14 protein-coding genes are annotated in these 17973 nt (G+C 71.4%); 5 read left to right on the forward strand and 9 right to left on the reverse strand.

Annotated features, from left to right (window positions below; genetic code table 11):
* Positions 1-302: 302 nt before the first annotated feature.
* From ACSMXO_RS08865 to ACSMXO_RS08890, 6 genes are all read right to left on the reverse strand, one after another.
* The gene (locus ACSMXO_RS08865; protein WP_346255922.1) at positions 303-869 is read right to left on the reverse strand and encodes a PadR family transcriptional regulator; all 567 of its coding nucleotides are present in this window, start codon (positions 867-869) and stop codon (positions 303-305) included.
* 107 nt (positions 870-976) lie between these two features.
* Complete coding sequence (locus tag ACSMXO_RS08870) at positions 977-3016, reverse strand: CotH kinase family protein (RefSeq protein ID WP_455417336.1); 2040 nt, start codon at positions 3014-3016, stop codon at positions 977-979.
* Between the two features lie 2 nt (positions 3017-3018).
* Positions 3019-3879, reverse strand: coding sequence for a polyphosphate polymerase domain-containing protein (locus ACSMXO_RS08875; RefSeq protein ID WP_455417337.1), 861 nt, complete (start codon positions 3877-3879; stop codon positions 3019-3021).
* Positions 3876-4478 carry a DUF4956 domain-containing protein gene (locus ACSMXO_RS08880; RefSeq protein ID WP_346255925.1) on the reverse strand — a complete coding sequence of 201 codons (603 nt, stop codon included), beginning with the start codon at positions 4476-4478 and terminating at the stop codon, positions 3876-3878. The genes ACSMXO_RS08875 and ACSMXO_RS08880 overlap by 4 nt, the downstream gene beginning before the upstream one ends.
* A 245-nt stretch (positions 4479-4723) precedes the next feature.
* Positions 4724-6310, reverse strand: a complete 1587-nt coding sequence (locus tag ACSMXO_RS08885; RefSeq protein WP_455417338.1) for a glycoside hydrolase family 53 protein — start codon at positions 6308-6310, stop codon at positions 4724-4726.
* 224 nt (positions 6311-6534) lie between these two features.
* Entirely contained in the window at positions 6535-8613 is a 2079-nt protein-coding gene (locus ACSMXO_RS08890; protein WP_455417339.1) for a beta-galactosidase, read from the reverse strand.
* A 182-nt stretch (positions 8614-8795) separates the two neighbouring features.
* On the opposite strand from ACSMXO_RS08890, the gene ACSMXO_RS08895 reads away from it, so the two are divergent.
* The 5 genes from ACSMXO_RS08895 to ACSMXO_RS08915 all read left to right on the forward strand — a co-directional run bounded on the left by ACSMXO_RS08895 (position 8796) and on the right by ACSMXO_RS08915 (position 14122).
* Entirely contained in the window at positions 8796-10097 is a 1302-nt protein-coding gene (locus tag ACSMXO_RS08895) for an ABC transporter substrate-binding protein (RefSeq protein ID WP_455417340.1), read from the forward strand.
* 137 nt (positions 10098-10234) lie between these two features.
* Positions 10235-11164 (forward strand): carbohydrate ABC transporter permease, encoded by a 930-nt coding sequence (locus ACSMXO_RS08900; RefSeq protein WP_455417341.1) that lies wholly within the window; start codon positions 10235-10237, stop codon positions 11162-11164.
* A gap of 1 nt (position 11165) precedes the next feature.
* Positions 11166-12089 (forward strand): carbohydrate ABC transporter permease, encoded by a 924-nt coding sequence (locus tag ACSMXO_RS08905; protein ID WP_455417342.1) that lies wholly within the window; start codon positions 11166-11168, stop codon positions 12087-12089.
* Positions 12090-12171: 82 nt separating this feature from the next.
* The gene (locus ACSMXO_RS08910) at positions 12172-13200 is read left to right on the forward strand and encodes a LacI family DNA-binding transcriptional regulator (protein ID WP_346255931.1); all 1029 of its coding nucleotides are present in this window, start codon (positions 12172-12174) and stop codon (positions 13198-13200) included.
* An 82-nt stretch (positions 13201-13282) separates the two neighbouring features.
* Complete coding sequence (locus ACSMXO_RS08915; RefSeq protein ID WP_455417343.1) at positions 13283-14122, forward strand: GNAT family N-acetyltransferase; 840 nt, start codon at positions 13283-13285, stop codon at positions 14120-14122.
* Positions 14123-14149: 27 nt separating this feature from the next.
* Here ACSMXO_RS08915 and ACSMXO_RS08920 read toward each other — a convergent pair whose 3' ends face one another.
* From ACSMXO_RS08920 to ACSMXO_RS08930, 3 genes are all read right to left on the reverse strand, one after another.
* The gene (locus ACSMXO_RS08920; protein ID WP_455417344.1) at positions 14150-15217 is read right to left on the reverse strand and encodes an NADH:flavin oxidoreductase/NADH oxidase; all 1068 of its coding nucleotides are present in this window, start codon (positions 15215-15217) and stop codon (positions 14150-14152) included.
* Between the two features lie 101 nt (positions 15218-15318).
* Positions 15319-16620 carry a dicarboxylate/amino acid:cation symporter gene (locus ACSMXO_RS08925; RefSeq protein ID WP_455419200.1) on the reverse strand — a complete coding sequence of 434 codons (1302 nt, stop codon included), beginning with the start codon at positions 16618-16620 and terminating at the stop codon, positions 15319-15321.
* Positions 16621-16933: 313 nt separating this feature from the next.
* Positions 16934-17734 (reverse strand): DUF998 domain-containing protein, encoded by an 801-nt coding sequence (locus ACSMXO_RS08930; RefSeq protein ID WP_455417345.1) that lies wholly within the window; start codon positions 17732-17734, stop codon positions 16934-16936.
* Positions 17735-17973 lie beyond the last annotated feature (239 nt).

Below are 17973 nucleotides of genomic sequence, written 5' to 3' on the forward strand. Positions count from 1 at the left end.
GGGGTTGGCTGCGGCCGGGGATGAGACGCCGGAGTCGGCCCGCCGTGGGCAAGTCTTCCCGGAGGCTGTCGAGCTGGGTGCACAGCCGGGGCACCCACAGCCCTCCCCGCTGCGATCGCCCGAGTCAGTGATCGCCCGAGTGCAGTGATCGCCCGAGCGCCGTGTCGGCCTGATGCCGACCGCGGCGCCCGGGCGCACAGGCGGGGCAGCTCTACAGTGCCCCGATCGACTGGTCTCCGCCGGGCGCGGCGGCACTACCGACCGGCCCGGTCCGGTCGCCGGCACGAGCCGGCGTACTCCGGCTACTCCGATTCGGCGAGGATGGCGTACAGCTTGCGCCGGGTCTCGTCGAGCACCTGGGCGGCCCGCTCACGCTGATCGTCCGTACCGGTCGCCATGACCTGGCGCAGTGCGTTCATCGCCTGGAAGCCGGCCTCCCGGATGTCGTGCCAACTGTTGATGGTGTCCTGGGCGAACTCGGCCCACGGCGGCTGTGCGGCCGCTTGGGCGGCCTCCTCCTGCCCGGCCTCGGTGAGCCCGAAGCGGCGCCGTCCACCGCCCGACTCGGTGCTGCCGGCGATCAGGCCCTCGTCCTCCAGGAGTTGCAGGGTCGGGTAGATCGACCCCGGGCTCGGTCGCCAGGCGCCGCCGGTGCGCGAGTCCAGCTCCTGGATCATCTCGTAGCCGTGCATCGGCCGCTCGGTCAGCAGCGCCAACACCGCGGCGCGGACGTTCGGCCGGCGTCCGCGGCCACCGCCGCGTCCCCGGCCGCCACCCCGGCCGTGGCCGTGTCCGTGACCGGGCGGCGGGAAGCCGAAGCCCCGCATCCGAGCTTCCTGCATCGCGTGGAACCCTCGGTGAAAACCCATCTGGGCCTCCTTCTGACTGTCGCTGATAGCTCAACGATATATCGGGAAACTATCGGCGACAACACGCCGACGGCGCCGACCCGAGGGCCGGCGCCGTCAGCGGGCGGTCAGGACGCCGTACAGGTGGGGGTGGGCAGGCTGTTGGTGCCGTTCCAGGTACCGAGGAACCCGAAGGTGGTAGTGGCCCCCGCGCCGAGCGTCCCGTTGTGCGGGGCGTTGGTCGCCGTCACCGCCGTACCGCTGCTGGTGACGGTCGCCTCCCAGGACTGGTTGACCGTCTGGCCGTTGGCGTACGTCCAGTCGACCCGCCAGCCGGTGATCGGCGCCGAGCCGGCGGTGACCCGTACGCTGGCCTGGAATCCGCCGGTCCACTGGCCGACGACGCTGTAGGCAGCCGTACACGTCCGGCCCGAGGCCGGTGGGGTGGTGGCCGGCGGGGTCGGTGGCCTGGTGGTGGCCGGCGGAGTCGTCGGCGGGTTGGTCGGCCCGCCGGAGCCCCAGCCGCCGGTGGTGTCCAGCCACGCCGCCCGCTGGAACATCCAGTCCCGCATGAACTGCACCTGTCCCTGCCAGGTCGGCGAGGTCGGGGTGACGAACGGGCCGAGCATCCGGGTGCTGAGGTTCGGCCAGCGCTGGAAGTTGCGTTGGGCCGCGGCGGTCAGCGGGGCGGTCAGCCGGTCGATCCGGGCCTGGAGCTGGGCGTTGGAGAGCACCCCCTGGCGGAGCTGCTGCCAGCGGGCCTTGACCCGGTTAACGAAGGCCGGGTCCTGGAGCAGCCGCTGGAACCAGTCGTTCGCGCTCGGGCTGCGGGTCTGCTGGTGCTGCCAGCCGGCGATCTGGTCGTTCTGGAAGAAGCCGCCCACCCCGAAGGTCAGGTCGAAGTCCCAGAGCGGGCCCGCGACGATCTTGCCATCCCGGTCCTTGTGGAAGTACGCGCTGCGCAGGTACGCGTCCATGCCCCGGCCCAGCTCGTTGATGATGAGCTGGTCGACGAAGGAGTCGACGTCGATGAAGGACGAATAGCCGGTCACCGGATCGGCGAACCCGGGACTGCGCAACAGGTCGTGGAACTGCTGGATGTGCTGGCGCAGCCAGTCGGCCTGCGCCGGTTGCAGCGGATCGGGGTCGACCACCTCCAGGTAGTGCCAGCAGGTCGCGTCGGCGCCCTGGCAGGGCAGGGTCGGCTCCTCGGCCGCCATCCACTCGAACTTGAAGATGTATCCGCCGGTCAGCTTGGGCAGCGTGACGTCCTCCTCGTCGAGCTGCTTCAGGTCGAGCCGGTTCTTCGAGTTCTTGATGGTCTCCATGATCAGGTAGACCCCGAGGTAGTCGGTCGCCGCCACCGGCTGCGCGTCGGTGTTCACGTACACCTCGGCGAAGGCGAAGCGTGGGGCGTGCAGGCCCATGTCCTGGCCGAGGCCGTGCATGAAGGCGTCCCGGATCAGCGCCTTGTCGGAGTACGGCCCCCGCAGCACCCAGTCGGAGTCGGCCGGCATGCCCAGCAGCGGCAGGTCGGCGTCGTCGTCGGCGTTGTCCCGCAACTCCAGCCGGTACGGCGTCTTCGGGAACATCGCACTGGAGTTCCCGCGCAGGTGGAAGCCGCCCCGGGTGACCAGGCTGGGTGCGGCGGAGAGCGAGGTCGCCCCGTTCACCGGCGAGAACTGCATGACGGCGGTGTCGACGTACTCCCGCCCCGGAGCGCCGGCCCCGTATGCGTCCAGCAGCAGGACCGGCAGGTCGTGGCTGGTGTTCACCGCCCGGGCGACGTACATGGCGGTGCCGGGTGCACCGGTGGGAGCGCCGTTCAGGTACGCCTGGGCCCGGAGCTGCGTGGTGCGGGTGAACCTCAACGGCGTGCCGGAGTACACCGGCGAGCTGGCGCCGGGCGGTTGGCCGTCGGTGGAGTACCGGACCTCCGCCCCGCTCACCGTGCTGCCCAGCGCGACCGAGACCTCGCCCTGGAAGGTGCCGCTCGGCACCGAGAAGGTGATGTCACCGGTCGGATCCGCCTGGGCCTCCGCCGCCGTGTCCTGGGCGACCGACACCGGACGGTCGGACCCGTCGCCCCGCCCCGGGGCGGGGCCGGCCGCCGGACCCATCGCCGCGGCGACCAGGACGCCCGCCAGGTAGTAGCCGAGTGTGCGCATTCCTACTCCGTTCCAGAACTGTTCGGGGGGACCACGCTCGCCACGAGGCTGAGACCGGACCGGTCGACGTCGAAATGGGACCGGTGGCCGTCGGTGGCCCCGGTGAAGGCGAAGTGCCGGCGCAGGGTGCGGCGCCAGGGTGCCGACGGCAGGTCCGGCCGGAGCGCGGCCAGCCCGGTGGCGTACTTGGAGATCCGGACCGGCCGGTGGCCCCGCGCCCAGAGCAGGCGGTCCACGCAGGACGCGGTCGAACCGGTCTTGGTCTCGACCACCGCCAGCCCCGGCAGCCGGAGCGGGCCGGTGTCGCCCTCCCAGGTCAACTCGGTGTCGATGGTCACCCGGCTGACCGTGGCGGCGAGGAAGAGCGTGCTGCGCCGGTATCGCGTGACGAGGACCGGGGCGAAGAGCCGGCCGCCGACCTCGATCGACTCCCTCGCGAGTACGTCGTCGACGAACTGCCGCCCGAGGGAGAGGCTCCGCTCGTGGTCCGGCCGGTACGGCAGCCGGTCCTTCACGGTGTTGCCCCTGGGGCCACGCGTCTTGACCTCGAGCCAGCACTCCGCCGAGTCGAGATAGGTCCGGGTGCGTATCTTGAACCGGCGGCGCCGGCGCTGGGCGGTGAGCAGATAGCTGGTCAGTTCCGGGGTGTCGAAGTAGATCGAGCGGTAGTTGAAGCAGCGGCGTCCGTCGATCTCCAAGGCCAGGGTGTCCAGGTCGAGCTGGGCGACGACGGCCCGCGCCTCGCTGACCGGCAGCACGTACTTGCGGTCCACCCGGGTCTGCAACGCGGCGCGTTCGGTGAGTTCGTCCAGTCCGATCGGTTTCAGGTGTGCGGGCGGGGCACAGTCGACGGCGACGGTCATCGCGGCACCCCACCGGTGGTCACCGGGACGTTCCGGACCGCTTGCCGCACCGAGGGGTGCGAGTACCGTACGTCCACCAGGGTGGTGTCGTTGACCAGGTCGAGGCGCTGGACGCTGGCCGAGTGCACCCGGGCGCCGAGCTTCTGTTCGAGATAGGCGACCAGCGTGACGTGGTCGGTGATGGCCGAGTCGAGGAAGATGCTCTGCCGCCGGTAGCTGCGGAACAGCCGGGGGTGGTCGCCGACGAACATCACCACGAGGATCAGGGCCATCATGGTCGGGACCTGCCACGCCGGACCGCCGCCGAGGGCGGAGAGGATACCGAGCGCCAGCGCCGAGAAGTAGTACGCCACCTCGTGCTGGTCGAGTTCGGTGGAGCGGAGCCGGATGATGGAGAGCACCCCGAAGAGCGCCAGACCGAGACCCAGACCGGTACCGGCGCTGCTGGTGCTGAGCGAACTCGCCACCGCCATCACCCCGATGTTGACGCCGAGGTACGCGGCGACCAGGTCTCGGCGCCGGTGGCGTGGGAAGTAGAGCCCGAACACGAGCAGGATCACTGCGACGATGTCCGCCGCAAAGAGGGCGAGCTGGGGCATGGGTCCTGTCCTCCTGGATATCATCCGGTGGCCGGTGGGTAAACGGACGCCGACTACCAGGTTACATTGAAGGACATCGATCCCTAGCGCTCGCCATCGCTAACAGCTTGTAACAGGTTTTATTTACGATCGTCTATCTTACGTGACCGGTGCGGTCCGCCGGCGACGGCGGCTCCCGCCCGGTGGTCCGGGCGGGAGCCGCCACAGGTGTGCACACCGCGCCGGCCGGGCCGGTGTGCCTCGCGTCACACCGAGCCGAAGACCGCCAGCCCCGGCAGCGCGCGGTCGCCGTAGTCGAAGAGCGCCTGGTTCTCCCAGCCGTTGCCCGAGGACGGGTTGGTCGGGTCCCAGCCGTTGCCGGGCACCGCCGTCCAGGTGGGCTCCCAGTAGAAGACGCCGAGGCCCCGGCCGTTCGGCACCGAGCGAACCACGTCGAAGACCGCCCGCAGCGCGTCGGCCTGGCCCTGCGGAGTGGCCGGATAGCCGCCGGCGGACTGCAACGAGGAGTTGAAGATGTTCGGCTCGCTGTCGTCGGCGTTCAGCGTGAAGCCGTACGCGGTCTCGGCGACCACCACCGGCCGGCCGTACCGGGAGGCCAGGTCGTTGAGGTTGGCCTGGAGACTGGCCAGCGAGCCGTGCCAGTAGAGGTAGTGCGACACCCCGATCACGTCGAACGGCACTCCCCGGGAGGTGGCCTGGTCGAACCACCACCGGTGCTGCGAGTTGTTGCCGCCCTCGGCCAGGTGCAGCATCACCTGGGTCGAGCTGTTCACCGCCTTCACCGCGTTGCTGCCGGCGGTGAGCAGGGCGGCCAGGTTGGCCCAGTTGTCACTGCGCCCGTCCGGCCAGAGCATGCCGTCGTTGATCTCGTTGCCGACCTGCACCATGTCGGCCGTCGTACCCTGCGCCTTCAGTGCGTTCAGCACGTCGTACGTGTGGTTGTAGACCGCGTCCCGGAGCTGGCTGAAGCTGTAGCCGCTCCAGGCGGCGGGCTTGTTCTGCTTGCCTGGGTCGGCCCAGCTGTCCGAGTAGTGGAAGTCGACCAGCAGCCGCATCCCCTGCGCCTTGATCCGGCTGGCCATGGTCAGCACCCGGGCCCGGTTGTTGTAGCCGTCGGCCGGGTTGACCCAGACCTTCAGCCGGGCGTAGTTGACCCCGTTGCTGGTGAGCAGTTGCAGCGGGTCCCGCTGGGTGCCGGAGGCGTCCCGGTAGACGCCGCCCCGGTCCTGGCTCTTGAGCAGGGTGGAGATGTCGGCACCACGGATCGAGATGCTGCCACCCGGATTGGTGCCACCGCCGGTGAACTCGACGTCGTCCACGTTTATCCAGTTTCCGGCCCGGGCGTCGGAGACCACCGCGGCGGTACACTGCCCGCTGCTGACCTGGGCGGTCACCGAGATCTGGGTCCAGCTCGACGCGGTCGGGATGGTGACCCGCTGCTCGGCGCCGCCGCAGTTGCGCAGCGCCAGGTACGCCGCGATCTGGCCGCCGCCGGAGCGGACCCAGGCCCGCAACGTGTACGACCCGGCGCCGAGCCCGGTGAGCTGCTGGTAGGTCTCGACCCGGTAGGCGCCGGAGGCCCAGTGCGACAGGCGGTAGTTGCCGGACCGCCCGCCGGCCTCGGTGAAGCTGGCACTCTGCTGCCCGGAGCTGGACGACTCGGACCAGCCCGCTGGGCTCTGGCCGGCGCCGGACGACTCGAAGCCCGGGTTGGTGATGGCGGCGGCGGCGCGGACGGGGCTCGGAGCGGGGCCGGCGACCAGGCCGGCGGCGAGCAGTACGGCGCCGAGAGCGGCGGCTGCCGTACGGAGCGGATGGGACGGACCGCTCATGGGGATTCCTTCCGTCGAGGGGGATGGGACGTTCCTTCTTGGCAAACGCCGAGACGACACCGGTCGCCCAGGTTCTGGGTTGGGAGCGCTCACAGTCACGGTCTGCCCTCGCTGAACTGGACGAACAAGCGATCTCGTCCGAGGTTTGAGAGAGGTTGTTGTGAGCGCTCACAGAACCATCGCCGTCGATGGATGTCAAGAGGCCGCCGGCCCTCCTCGCCCGGTCAGGCGCGCAGCGCGCGTACCCCGCCGGCCGGTATCCGGCACACGCCCTGCTGGAAGCTGCCGTCGAGCAGGTCGGTGCCGGTGGCCGCCAACTCCACCTCCCGGTCGGCGTGGTTGATCGCGATCAGGAACCGGCTGCCGTCGGCACCGGCCCGGCGGACCAGCTCGACGCCCTCGGGCACCCCGTCCGGCGGGACCAGACCGGCGTCCCGGTACGCCGCCCGGAGCACCGGGGCGAGGCCGGCGGCGGTGAGCCGGGTGGAGACGTACCAGGCGTGGCCGGCGCCGAGGGCGTGCCGGGTGACCGCCGGCCCGCCGGCGGCCGGGCCGTCCAGATAGCTCAGTACCGGCGTGGCGCCCTGCGGCACCACCACCTCGGCCCAGACATCCCCGGTGGTCTCCGCGCCCGCTCCCGCCCCGGCCGGCTCGGAGTCGATCGCCGCCAGCCGGACCGTCTCACCCGAGCGCAGCGGGAGGAACTCCTCCACGGTCAGCCCGAGCAGGTCGCGCAGCGCCCCCGGGTGCCCACCGGGATGGATCGCGTCGTCCGCGTCCACGATCCCGGAGAAGTACGAGACCAGCAGCGTCCCGCCGCCCGCGACGTACCGGCGCAGGTTCTCGGCCGCGGCCGGCGTGGTCAGATAGAGGCTCGGTACGACGACCAGCCGGTAGCCGTCCAGGGCCCGCTCCGGGTGGGCGAAGTCCACGGTGAGCCGGTCCCGCCAGAGCCGCTCGTAGTAGGCCGCCATCCGCTCCCGGTAGTCCAGGTCGACCGAGGGCCGCCAGTCCAGCTCCACGGCCCACCAGGACTCCCAGTCCCACAGCATCGCCACGTCGGCGACCACCCGGGTGCCGCGCAGCGGTTCGAGGCTGGGCAGGTCGGCGCCGAGCGCCACCACCTCGCGCCAGATCCGGGTGTCGGTACCGCCGTGCGGCAGCATCGCGCTGTGGAACTTCTCGGCGCCGAACCGGGACGCCCGCCACTGGAAGAAGAGCGCCGACTCGGCGCCCCGGGCCAGGTGGGACAGGCTGTTGCGGCGCAGTTCGCCGGGACGCTTGGCGATGTTGCGGGGCTGCCAGTTCACCGCCGAGGTGGCGTGCTCCATCAGCAGCCAGGGCCGACCACCGGCGACCGCCCGGGTCAGGTCGGCGCACATCGCCAGCTCGATGTGGTTGTCCGGCTCCTCGGCCCGCAGGTAGTGGTCGTTGGAGACCACGTCCACCTCGGCCGCCCAGCGCCAGTAGTCGATCGTCTTGCAGTTGGCGATCATGAAGTTGGTGGTCACCGGCACGCCGGGGGAGAGCCGGTGCAGGATGTCCCGCTCCCGCCGGAAGTTGTCCAGGTGCGCGTCGGAGGAGAAGCGCAGGAAGTCGAGCTGCTGGGTCGGGTTGACCGAGGTCGGTGCGGCCAACGGCGGCTCGATCTCGGCCCACTCGGCGTACCGCTGGCCCCAGAAGGTGGTGCCCCAGGCCGCGTTGAGCCGGTCCAGGTCGTCACCGTGCCGGTCGCGCAGCCAGTCCCGGAACGCCTCGGCCGAGGTGGCGCAGTAGCAGAGCGCGTTGGCGCCGCCGTACTCGTTGTGCGAGTGCCAGAGCACCAGCGCCGGGTGGTCGGCGTAGCGGCGGGCGAGCTGCTCGGTGATCCGCGCGCTGGCTTCGGCGTACGCGGGTGAGCTGGGGCAGAACGACTGCCGCGCGCCCCCGCCCAGTGGTACGCCGTGCCGGTCGACGAGCCGGGCCTCGGGATGTCGCCGGCGGAACCAGGCCGGCGGTACGGCGGTCGGGGTGGCCAGGTCGACGCCGATCCCGCCGTCGTGCAGCAGGTCGAGCAGCCGGTCGAACCAGCCGAACTCGAACTGCCCCTCGGCCGGTTCCAGCAGGGCCCAGGCGAAGATCCCGACGCTGACCAGGTTCACCCCCGCGACCCGCATCAACTCGACGTCCTCGGCCCAGACGGATTCCGGCCACTGCTCGGGGTTGTAGTCGCCGCCGTACGCCAGGCGGGCCAGCCGGGGCAGCGGCCCGGCCCGACCGGCGGAGTCCTCGGCGGCGACCAGGAGATGCGGGGTCTGACTCATGCGGGATCTCCGAACTGTGCGCGCTCCCAACGGTAGTGCGCATGATTGCACACGGATCTACAAGGTGAACAAGTGTGAATACGTGTCTTGACATGATCGATCGAGGGTCCAAGACTGTGAGCGCTCCCAGTTGTTTCTGGTCGATCAGCAGCCGATGACACCACGGAAACTGAGAGGTTGAGATGACCCGTACGCTCGGCGCGAAGATCCTGGCGGTGGCTCTCGGCGCCAGCCTGGTCGCTGCCTGCACCTCCACGTCGGACGACGACCCGGCGGAGCCGACCGGGCCGGTCGAGCTGACCTTCTGGTCCTGGGCGCCCAACATGGAGAAGCTGGTCGACCGGTGGAACGCCGACAACCCGGAGACCAAGGTGACGCTCAGCAAGCAGGCCGGCGGCGCGGACATCGTCACCAAGCTGCTCACCGCGGCCAAGGCGGGCAACCCGCCGGATCTCGCCCAGGTCGAATACCAGTCGTTGCCCACCCTGGTCAGCAACGACGTGCTGGCCGACATCGCCGAGCAGGCCAAGCCGCTGAAGGAGAAGTTCTCCGAGGGCACCTGGCGGCAGGTGACCCTCGGCACCGACGCGGTCTACGCGATCCCGCAGGACGCCGCGCCGATGATGCTCTACTACCGGGCCGACCTGTTCGGACAGTTCGGGCTGACCGTGCCGAAGACCTGGGAGGAGTTCGCGCAGACCGCCCGTACGCTGCGCGGCAAGAGCAGGAAGCACTTCCTCACCACCTTTTCGGCGAACGACCCGGGCTGGTTCGCCGGGCTGGCCCAGCAGGCCGGCGCGAGCTGGTGGGGGATCGACGGCGAGTCCTGGCGGGTCACCGTCAACGACGCCGGCACCAGGAAGGTCGCCGACTACTGGGGCGGGCTGGTCGGCGAGGGCGTGGTCGACGGCAAGCCGATGTACACCCCGGAGTGGAACAAGTCGCTGAACGACGGCACCCTGCTGGCCTGGCCGAGCGCGGTCTGGGCCCCCGGCGTACTGGTCGGCAACGCGCCGGCCACCAAGGGCAAGTGGGCGATGGCCCCGCTGCCACAGTGGAGCGCCGGAGAGAACCGGACCGGCAACTGGGGTGGCTCCTCCACCGGGGTCACCGCGGCCTCGAAGCACAAGACGGCGGCGGTCCGCTTCGCCACCTGGCTGAACACCGACCCGGCCGCCACCACCATGCTGGTCCGGGAGTGCGCGGTCTATCCGGCGGCCCGGGACGCCCAGTCCGGCCCGGCGCTGGGCTCGCCACCGGACTTCTTCGCCAACCAGACCGACTTCTATCCGCTGGCGAAGCAGATCGCCGACACCGCCGCGGGGGTCACCTGGGGACCGAACGTCAACGTCACCTACGAGACCTACCAGGACGCGTTCGGCAAGGCGATCACCGCAAAGACGCCGTTCAGCGCGGCGGTGGACGCGATGCAGACCGCGACCGTGGACGACATGCGCAAGAACGGCTTCACCATCGCCGGCTGACCACTGAACCTCTTTCAACCTCCCCTCGCGGTCCGTCGTGGCCGCAGGCGGAAGTCGGGGCGCACACGCCGTGCGGTCCAGGTTGAAAAAGGTTCACCGGGCAGGCGTCAGCGACCGGCCGACCGAACGGAGAGTCGATGCCAACGGCCACCCCCGGGGTGCGCCGCCGGGGAAGGCGTACGGGCATCCCGTACGTCTTCCTCGCCCCGGCGGTGATCCTGTTCCTCGCCTTCTTCCTCGCCCCGATCGGGTACGCCGGGTACCTGAGCCTGCGCAAGGTCCGGATCTCCGGGCTGGGACTCGGCCGGGGCTCCCGGACCGAGGTCTTCGCCGGACTGGAGAACTACCGCACCGCGGTCACCGACTCCGAACTCTGGTCCGGTGCGCTGCGGGTGCTCGGCTACGGCGCCCTGCTGGTGCCGACCATGCTGGGGCTGGCGCTGCTCTTCGCGCTGCTGCTGGACCGGCCCCGGGCCCGGCTCGCCCGGTTCAGCCGTACCGCGATCTTCCTGCCGTACGCGGTGCCGGCGGTGATCGCAAGCCTGCTCTGGGGCTTCCTCTACCTGCCGGCGACCAGCCCGCTGAACGACCTGCTGGCCCGGTTCGGCCTGCCCGAGCCGGACCTGCTCGGCACCGATGCGGTCTTCTACGCGGTGGTCAACATCGCGCTCTGGGGCGGCGTCGGCTTCAACATGATCGTGCTCTACACGGCGCTCCGGGCGATCCCGCCGGAGCTGTACGAGTCGGCTCGGCTGGACGGCTGCTCCGAGATCCAGGTCGCGCTCCGGATCAAGATCCCGCTGCTCACCCCGGCGCTGGTGATGACCACGCTGTTCACCATGATCGCCACGTTGCAGGTGTTCAGCGAGCCGATGACGCTGGCGCCGATGACCAACTCGATCTCGTCGACCTGGACACCGCTGATGAAGATCTACCGCGACGCCTTCGCCACCGACGACCGGTACGCCGCCGCGGCCACCTCGGTGCTGATCGCCGCGATCACCCTGCTCCTCTCGCTGGGCTTCCTGCGCCTGGTGCAGCGGCGGGCCTTCGGACAGGAGCAGTGAGATGGCCGGAACCGACACCGTCACCGCCGCCCGGGCCGCGGCGGCCGGACGGACGGCGCCACCGGCACGGGCCGGCACGGGCAGCCCTGGCGAGGGCCGCCTCTCCCGGCTGGTGCCGACCGCGATCCTGCTGATCGGGGCGTTCTACTGCCTGCTGCCGGTGGCCTGGGTGCTGGTCGCCGCCAGCAAGGACGCGGCCACCCTCTTCACCAGCTCCACCTTCGCCCCCGGCGACGCGCTGCTCGGCAACCTGGCCGACCTGTCGACGTACCGGGACGGGCTGTTCTGGCGGTGGATGCTGAACACCCTGTTCTACGCCGGAGTCGGGGCGGCACTCTCCGCCGCGGTTTCCGGGCTGAGCGGCTACACCCTGGCCAAGTTCCGGTTCCCCGGCCGGTCGGTGGTGTTCAACGTGCTGCTGGCCGGGGTGCTGGTCCCGGGGATCACGCTGGCCGTACCGCAGTATCTGCTGCTGGCCAAGGTGGGGCTGACCGACACGTACTGGTCGGTGCTGCTGCCCAGCATCGTCAGCCCGTACGGCATCTACCTGGCCCGGATCTACGCGGCGGCGGCGGTGCCGGACTCGGTGGTCGAGGCGGCCCGGGTGGACGGGGCGAGTGAGTTCGGCATCTTCCGCCGGGTGGCGCTGCCGATGATGGTGCCCGGTCTGATCACCGTCTTCCTGCTCCAGTTCGTGGCGATCTGGAACAACTTCCTGCTGCCGTTCATCATGCTGGCGAACGACGAGCGGTTCCCGGTGACGCTGGGCCTCTACACGCTGCTCAACCAGGGCAACACCCAGCCGGCGCTCTACCGGCTGGTGATCGCCGGGTCGCTGCTGTCGATCATCCCGCTGGTGGTGCTCTTCCTGTCGCTGCAACGCTACTGGCGGATCGACCTGCTCTCCGGGGCGACCAAGGCGTAGCGGTCGTACGGGGAAGGTAACGGCGAGCTGTGTCACAAGGTCCGGTGCCGCCGCCGGGTGCCGGCGCGGGGACAATGACAGGGTGACCGCGCCTGACCGCAGCCGTACCCGCCGGACGAGGCCCCGCCCGACCATGGACGACGTGGCGGCGGTGGCCGGGGTCTCCCGGGGCACCGTCTCCCGGGTGCTCAACGGCGGGCACAACGTCAGCGGCCCGGCCCTGGACGCGGTCCGGCGGGCGATCCGCAAGACCGGGTACGTGCTCAACCAGCACGCCCGGAGCCTGGTCACCCAGCGCTCGGACTCGGTGGCGTTCATCCTCTCCGAGCCGCAGGACCGGCTCTTCGAGGACCCGAACTTCAACATCCTGCTCCGGTGCTGCACCCAGGAGCTGGCCGAGCACGACATCACGCTGCTGCTGACGATCGCCGGCACCTCCGAGGACCGCAAGCGGGTCGGCCGGTACGTCACCGCCGGCCACGTGGACGGCGCGCTGGTGATCTCCAACCACGCCGGCAGCCCGCTCCTGTACGAGCTGGACGAGCGGGGCCTGCCCTTCGTCGCCGTCGGCCGCCCGCTCGGCCACGACTCCGACGTCAGCTACGTCGCCGCCGACGACCGGGGTGGTGCCCGGCAGATGGTCAGCTACCTGCGGTCCAGGGGACACCGGACCATCGGCACCATCACCGGCCCGCTGGACACCTCCGGCGGGGTGGACCGGCTCGCCGGCTACCACGACGTGCTCGGCGAGACCGATCCCCGGCTGGTGGTGACCGGCGACTACACCCACGACAGCGGCGAGGCGGCGATGGAGCGGCTGCTGCGCCAGGTGCCGGAGCTGGACGCCGTCTTCGTCAGCTCGGACCTGATGGCCACCGGCGCGATCGCCGCGCTGCGCCGGGCCGGCAAGCGGGTACCCGACGACGTCGCGGTCGGCGGCTTCGACGACTCCAAGGTCGCCACCACCTCCGTACCGCGGCTCACCACGATCCGGCAGCCGTGGGCCCGGATCAGCGCCGAGATGGTCCGGCTGCTCCTCGGGCACCTGGCCGGCGACTCGCACGCCGCGGTCATCCTTCCCACCGAGCTGGTGGTCCGGGAGTCCGCGTAACGGCCGGTGTGTCCGGACCCGCCCGGGGCGGGCGCGGTGATCCGGCCCGTTCCCCGGCCGATGATCTGGCACGCTGGTAGGCGTGCTGATGGTGCCGGTACGCCAGCTCGGAGAGGCCGAACGCGGCGCGGTGGAGCGGATCCTCGACCTCGACCCCTTCGCCGCCGCACAGGTGGCCGAGCGGGTCGCCGCGCACGGCCTGTCCTGGTGGCGGGCGGACGGCCGGGTGCTCGGCTACGGCAGCCGGGACAAGCTCGAATCGGTCTGCTGGCTGGGCGGCCAGGTCACCCCGGTCTGCGCCGGCCGATCCGCTATCGCCGCCTTCGCCGAGGCGCTCGGTGCCGAGGAACGCACCTGCTCGTCGATCGTGGGGCGGGCGGACGGGGTGCTCGGGCTCTGGGAGCGGCTCTCCGGGCGGTGGGGACCGGCCCGGGACGTACGCCCGAACCAGCCGCTGCTGGCGACCGGGGCGGCGCCACAGGTGGCGGCGGACCCGGACGTGCATCCGGTGCGGCCGGGTGAGATCGACGCGCTCTTTCCTGCCGCGGTGGCGATGTACACCGAGGAGGTCGGGGTGTCGCCGCTGGCCGAGGACGGCGGGCGGGCGTACCGGCAGCGGGTGGCCGAGCTGGTCCGGGCCCGCAGGGCGTACGCCCGGATCGTCGACGGCCAAGTGATCTTCAAGGCCGAACTGGCGGTCGTCACCCGGCGCACCGCGCAGATCCAGGGGGTCTGGGTCGATCCGGCCTGGCGGGGGCGGGGGATCGGCGTCGCCGCGATGGCGGCGGTGGTCCGGGACGCGCTGGCCCGGGTCGCCCCGACGGTGAGTCTCTACGTCAACGACTACAACGCCCCGGCCCGCCGGGTCTACGAGCGCTGCGGATTCCGTTCGGTCGGTACCTTCGCCACCGTGCTGTTCTGACTCGGCTGTTCTGACTCCCCGAAGCGCTCACCAGGCCCGGAGGTACTGCTCCGGGGTGTGCACGGCGGCGCCGAGCCGGTCCGCCGCGCGGCGCGGCCAGTACGGCTCGCGCAGCAGTTCCCGGCCGAGCAGCACCAGGTCGGCGTCGCCGGTCGCGACGATCGCCTCGGCGTGCTCCGGCTCGCTGATCAGCCCGACCGCGCCGGTCGGCACCCCGGCATCCCGGCGCACCTGGGCGGCCAGCGGCACCTGGTAGCCGGGACCGAGCGGGATCTCGGCCTCCGGCACGCCGCCGCCGGACGAGCAGTCCACCAGGTCGGCGCCGGCCTCGGCGAGCAGCTTGGCCAGCAGCACGCTGTCGGCCGGGGTCCAGCCGCCCGGCACCCAGTCGGTGGCCGAGATCCGGACCAGCACCGGTACGTCGTCGCCGACCGCGGCCCGGACCGCCCGGGTCACCTCAAGGGCGAACCGGCTCCGGGCGGCCAGGTCGCCGCCGTAGGAGTCGGTGCGGAAGTTGACCAGCGGGGAGAGGAACTCGTGCAGCAGGTAGCCGTGCGCGGCGTGGATCTCGACCGCCCGGAACCCGGCGTCCAGCGCCCTCGCGGCGGCCCGCCCGAACGCCTCGACCACCCGCGCGATGCCGGCCCGGTCCAGTACCGCCGGCGTCCGGTACGCCGGCAGGAACGGCTCGGTGCCCGGCCCGACCGGGGTCCAGCCGCCCTCCTCGTCCGGCACCCCGCCGTTGCGGGGTGACCAGGGCCAGTACGTGGAAGCCTTGCGGCCGGCGTGTGCGAGCTGCACGGCCGGCACCGCACCGGCTCCGGCGACGATCGCGGTGATCGGCCGCCAGGCGTCGACGTGGGCGTCCGACCAGAGCCCGGTGTCCCGGGGACTGATCCGGCCCTCCGGTACGACCGCGGTGGCCTCGCTGATCACCAGCCCGACCCCGCCCACCGCCCGGGATCCGAGGTGGATCCGGTGCCAGTCGGTGGGCAGCCCGTCCGGACCCGCCGAGTACTGGCACATCGGCGACATCACGATCCGGTTCGGCAGGGTCAGACCACGCAGCGTCAGCGGGCTGAACAGCACACTCATCCTCGTCCCTTCCCCCGCGCTCCCGGGCGGGCGCCGGAAACGGATCGTGGTCTTCCGCCGCCCCGGTGCGGGGGTGGCGGAAGACCACGGTCAACCTAGCGTCAGGCCGGCTGCGGGGCCGGGTTGAGGTCTCGGGCCGGGGGTTCGGCCGGGGGCTCCTCGTCCAGCAGTTCGCGCCGGCCGGCGGCGTCGTACGCGGTCCGATCCAGTACGCCTTCCCGGGCCGCGACCACGGTCGGCACCAGCGCCTGTCCGGCGACGTTGGTGGCGGTGCGGATCATGTCCAGGATCGGGTCGATGGCGAGCAGCAGACCCGCCCCGGCCAGCGGCAGGCCCAGCGTGCTCAGGGTCAGGGTGAGCATTACCAGCGCCCCGGTCAGCCCGGCGGTGGCGGCCGAGCCGACCACCGAGACGAAGGCGATCAGCAGGTAGTCGAGCGGGCTCAGGCTGACCCCGAAGACCTGGGCGACGAAGATCGCGGCGAGCGCCGGGTAGACCGCCGCGCAGCCGTCCATCTTGGTGGTCGCGCCGAACGGCACCGCGAACGAGGCGTACTCGCGCGGCACGCCGATCCGCTCCACCGAGCGCTGGGTCACCGGCATGGTGCCGACCGACGAGCGGGAGACGAAGGCCAGCTCGATCGCGGGCCAGGTGCCGGCGTAGAAGCGCAGCGGGTTGAGCTTGCCGGCGACGATCAGCACCAGCGGGTAGACCACCAGCAGCACGATCGCGCAGCCGACGTAGACCGCGGTGGTGAACTTGGCCAGCGGCGCCAGCAGGTCCCACCCGTACGCCTCGACGGCGTGGCCGATCAGGCCGAGGGTACCGATCGGGGCGAGCCGGATCAGCCACCAGAGCGCCTTCTGGGTGATCGCCAGCAGTGCCTTGTTGAAGTTGACGAACGGCTCGGCCGCCGCGCCGACCAGCAGCGACGCGATCCCGGCGACCACGGCCAGGAAGACGATCTGGAGCACGTTGTTCTCGACGAACGCCCCGACCGGGTTCTCCGGGATGATGCCGGTGAGGAAGTCCGTCCACGAGCCGGTCCGCTCGGGTGCCTTGGCTCCGGCGACGTCCAGGGTGACGCCCCGGCCCGGGTTGGTCAGCAGGCCCAGCCCGATGCCGACGGCGACCGCGATCAGCGCGGTGATGCCGAACCAGAGCAGGGTCTTCAGGGCCAGCCGGGCGGCATTCGCCACCCCGCGCAGGCTGACCACGCTGACCACCAGGGCGGTGAAGACCAGCGGGGGCACGGCGAGCCGGAGCAGTTGGACGAAGATGCTGCCGATCTCGTCGAGGGTGGTGCCGAGCCAGGAGATGTCGGCTGCCCGGGCCAGATAGCCGAGCGCGATGCCGAGGACCAGACCGGCGAGGATCTGTACGGAAAATGGAATTTTGCGAATGGTGGAGATCACGGAAGTCATAAACGGAATCCCTAGGTCTGGATCCGGCGTGGCGCTGTGGTGGCCGGGGGTACGCCGGACTGGCGGACTGCGGTCGGCGGAGACGCGTCAGCCGCAACAGCAGCCGCTGGCCTGTAGCCGGAGATCGACATACAGGCGCACGGTCAGGAACCAGACATTGGTCATCGTCAAGAGACGATACGGCGCCGGAGCCGGTAATGAAAGGATGGATCTTCGTGAGGCGCCTTACAGCCATCGCCTGAGGCGCCTCGTCGGGGGCGCGCCTCGCTCCCCGCCGACCAGTGAACCTTGCTCAACGCTCAACCTCCCCTTGCGGTCTGTCGGACCGCAAGCTCGGACGCGGTGCGTGGGCGCCGCGCGGTTCAGGTGGAAAAAGGTTCAGCGCCGCGGGTGCCCGGGCCAGCCCGAGGATCAGCGCGATGGCGACTCCCCAGGCGGCCAGGTCGAGCAGGAGCAGCCGCTCCACCGCGCCCATCAGCACGCTCCGGCCGACCAGTGAACCTTTTTCAACCTGAACCGCGCGGCGCTCGCGCACCGCGTCTGACCTTGCGGTCCACCGCACCGCAAGGGGAGGTTGAAAAAGGTTCAGTAGCAGGGTGAGCCCGGCGACCGCCGACAGCGGCAGCGCGACCGCGGCGGCGGCCACCGAGATCCGGCGCAGCGGCCGGGCTACCCCGGTCGTCCCGGCCACCGCCAGGATCGCGAAGACCGTGCCGGCCACCGCCGCGATGCTGGCGCCGCCGTGCACCAGGTCGGCCAGGGTCACCCGGTCGAAGGGTGGCAGCGGGCAGGCGGCCCGGCAGCTCACCCCGGCCGAGACCACCGTGCCGACCGCGCTCGCCACCAGCAGCCCGGTCGCCAGCCGCAACACGGCGGGCAGGGCCGCGCCGAGCAACACCTGGCCGGCGGCGGTGGCCAGCAGGCCGATCCGGTACGCCCAGACGGTCGCACTGTCCGACGCGCCGGCCTCGCTGACGTACGAGCTGAGTTCCGGGGCCGGTCCGGCGTAGACGGCGAGCGCCACCGCAGCCGTGCCGAGCAGGGTGCAGACCGCGGCGGCGAGCGCCAGGGCGGGCCGGTGCGCGGCCGTCATCTCCGGGCGGGTCACCTCCGGGCGCGACGGAGACGGGGCGGGTGGCCAGTCCGGGGGCGGGACCGGCCGGCCGGTCGGACGACCGGGCCATCGACGTCGGTCACCCGGAGGAACTGTGCCTGCGCCATGCGGCCAAACCTATCCCGCCGCCGTACGGCCGGTAGAAGATCCGCTGTACAGGCCCTAAAGTGTGGGTCGATCACCACGACTCCGCCGGGTTCGTCGGCGCTGCATGCCGG

This window comes from Plantactinospora sp. DSM 117369 (assembly GCF_053764795.1).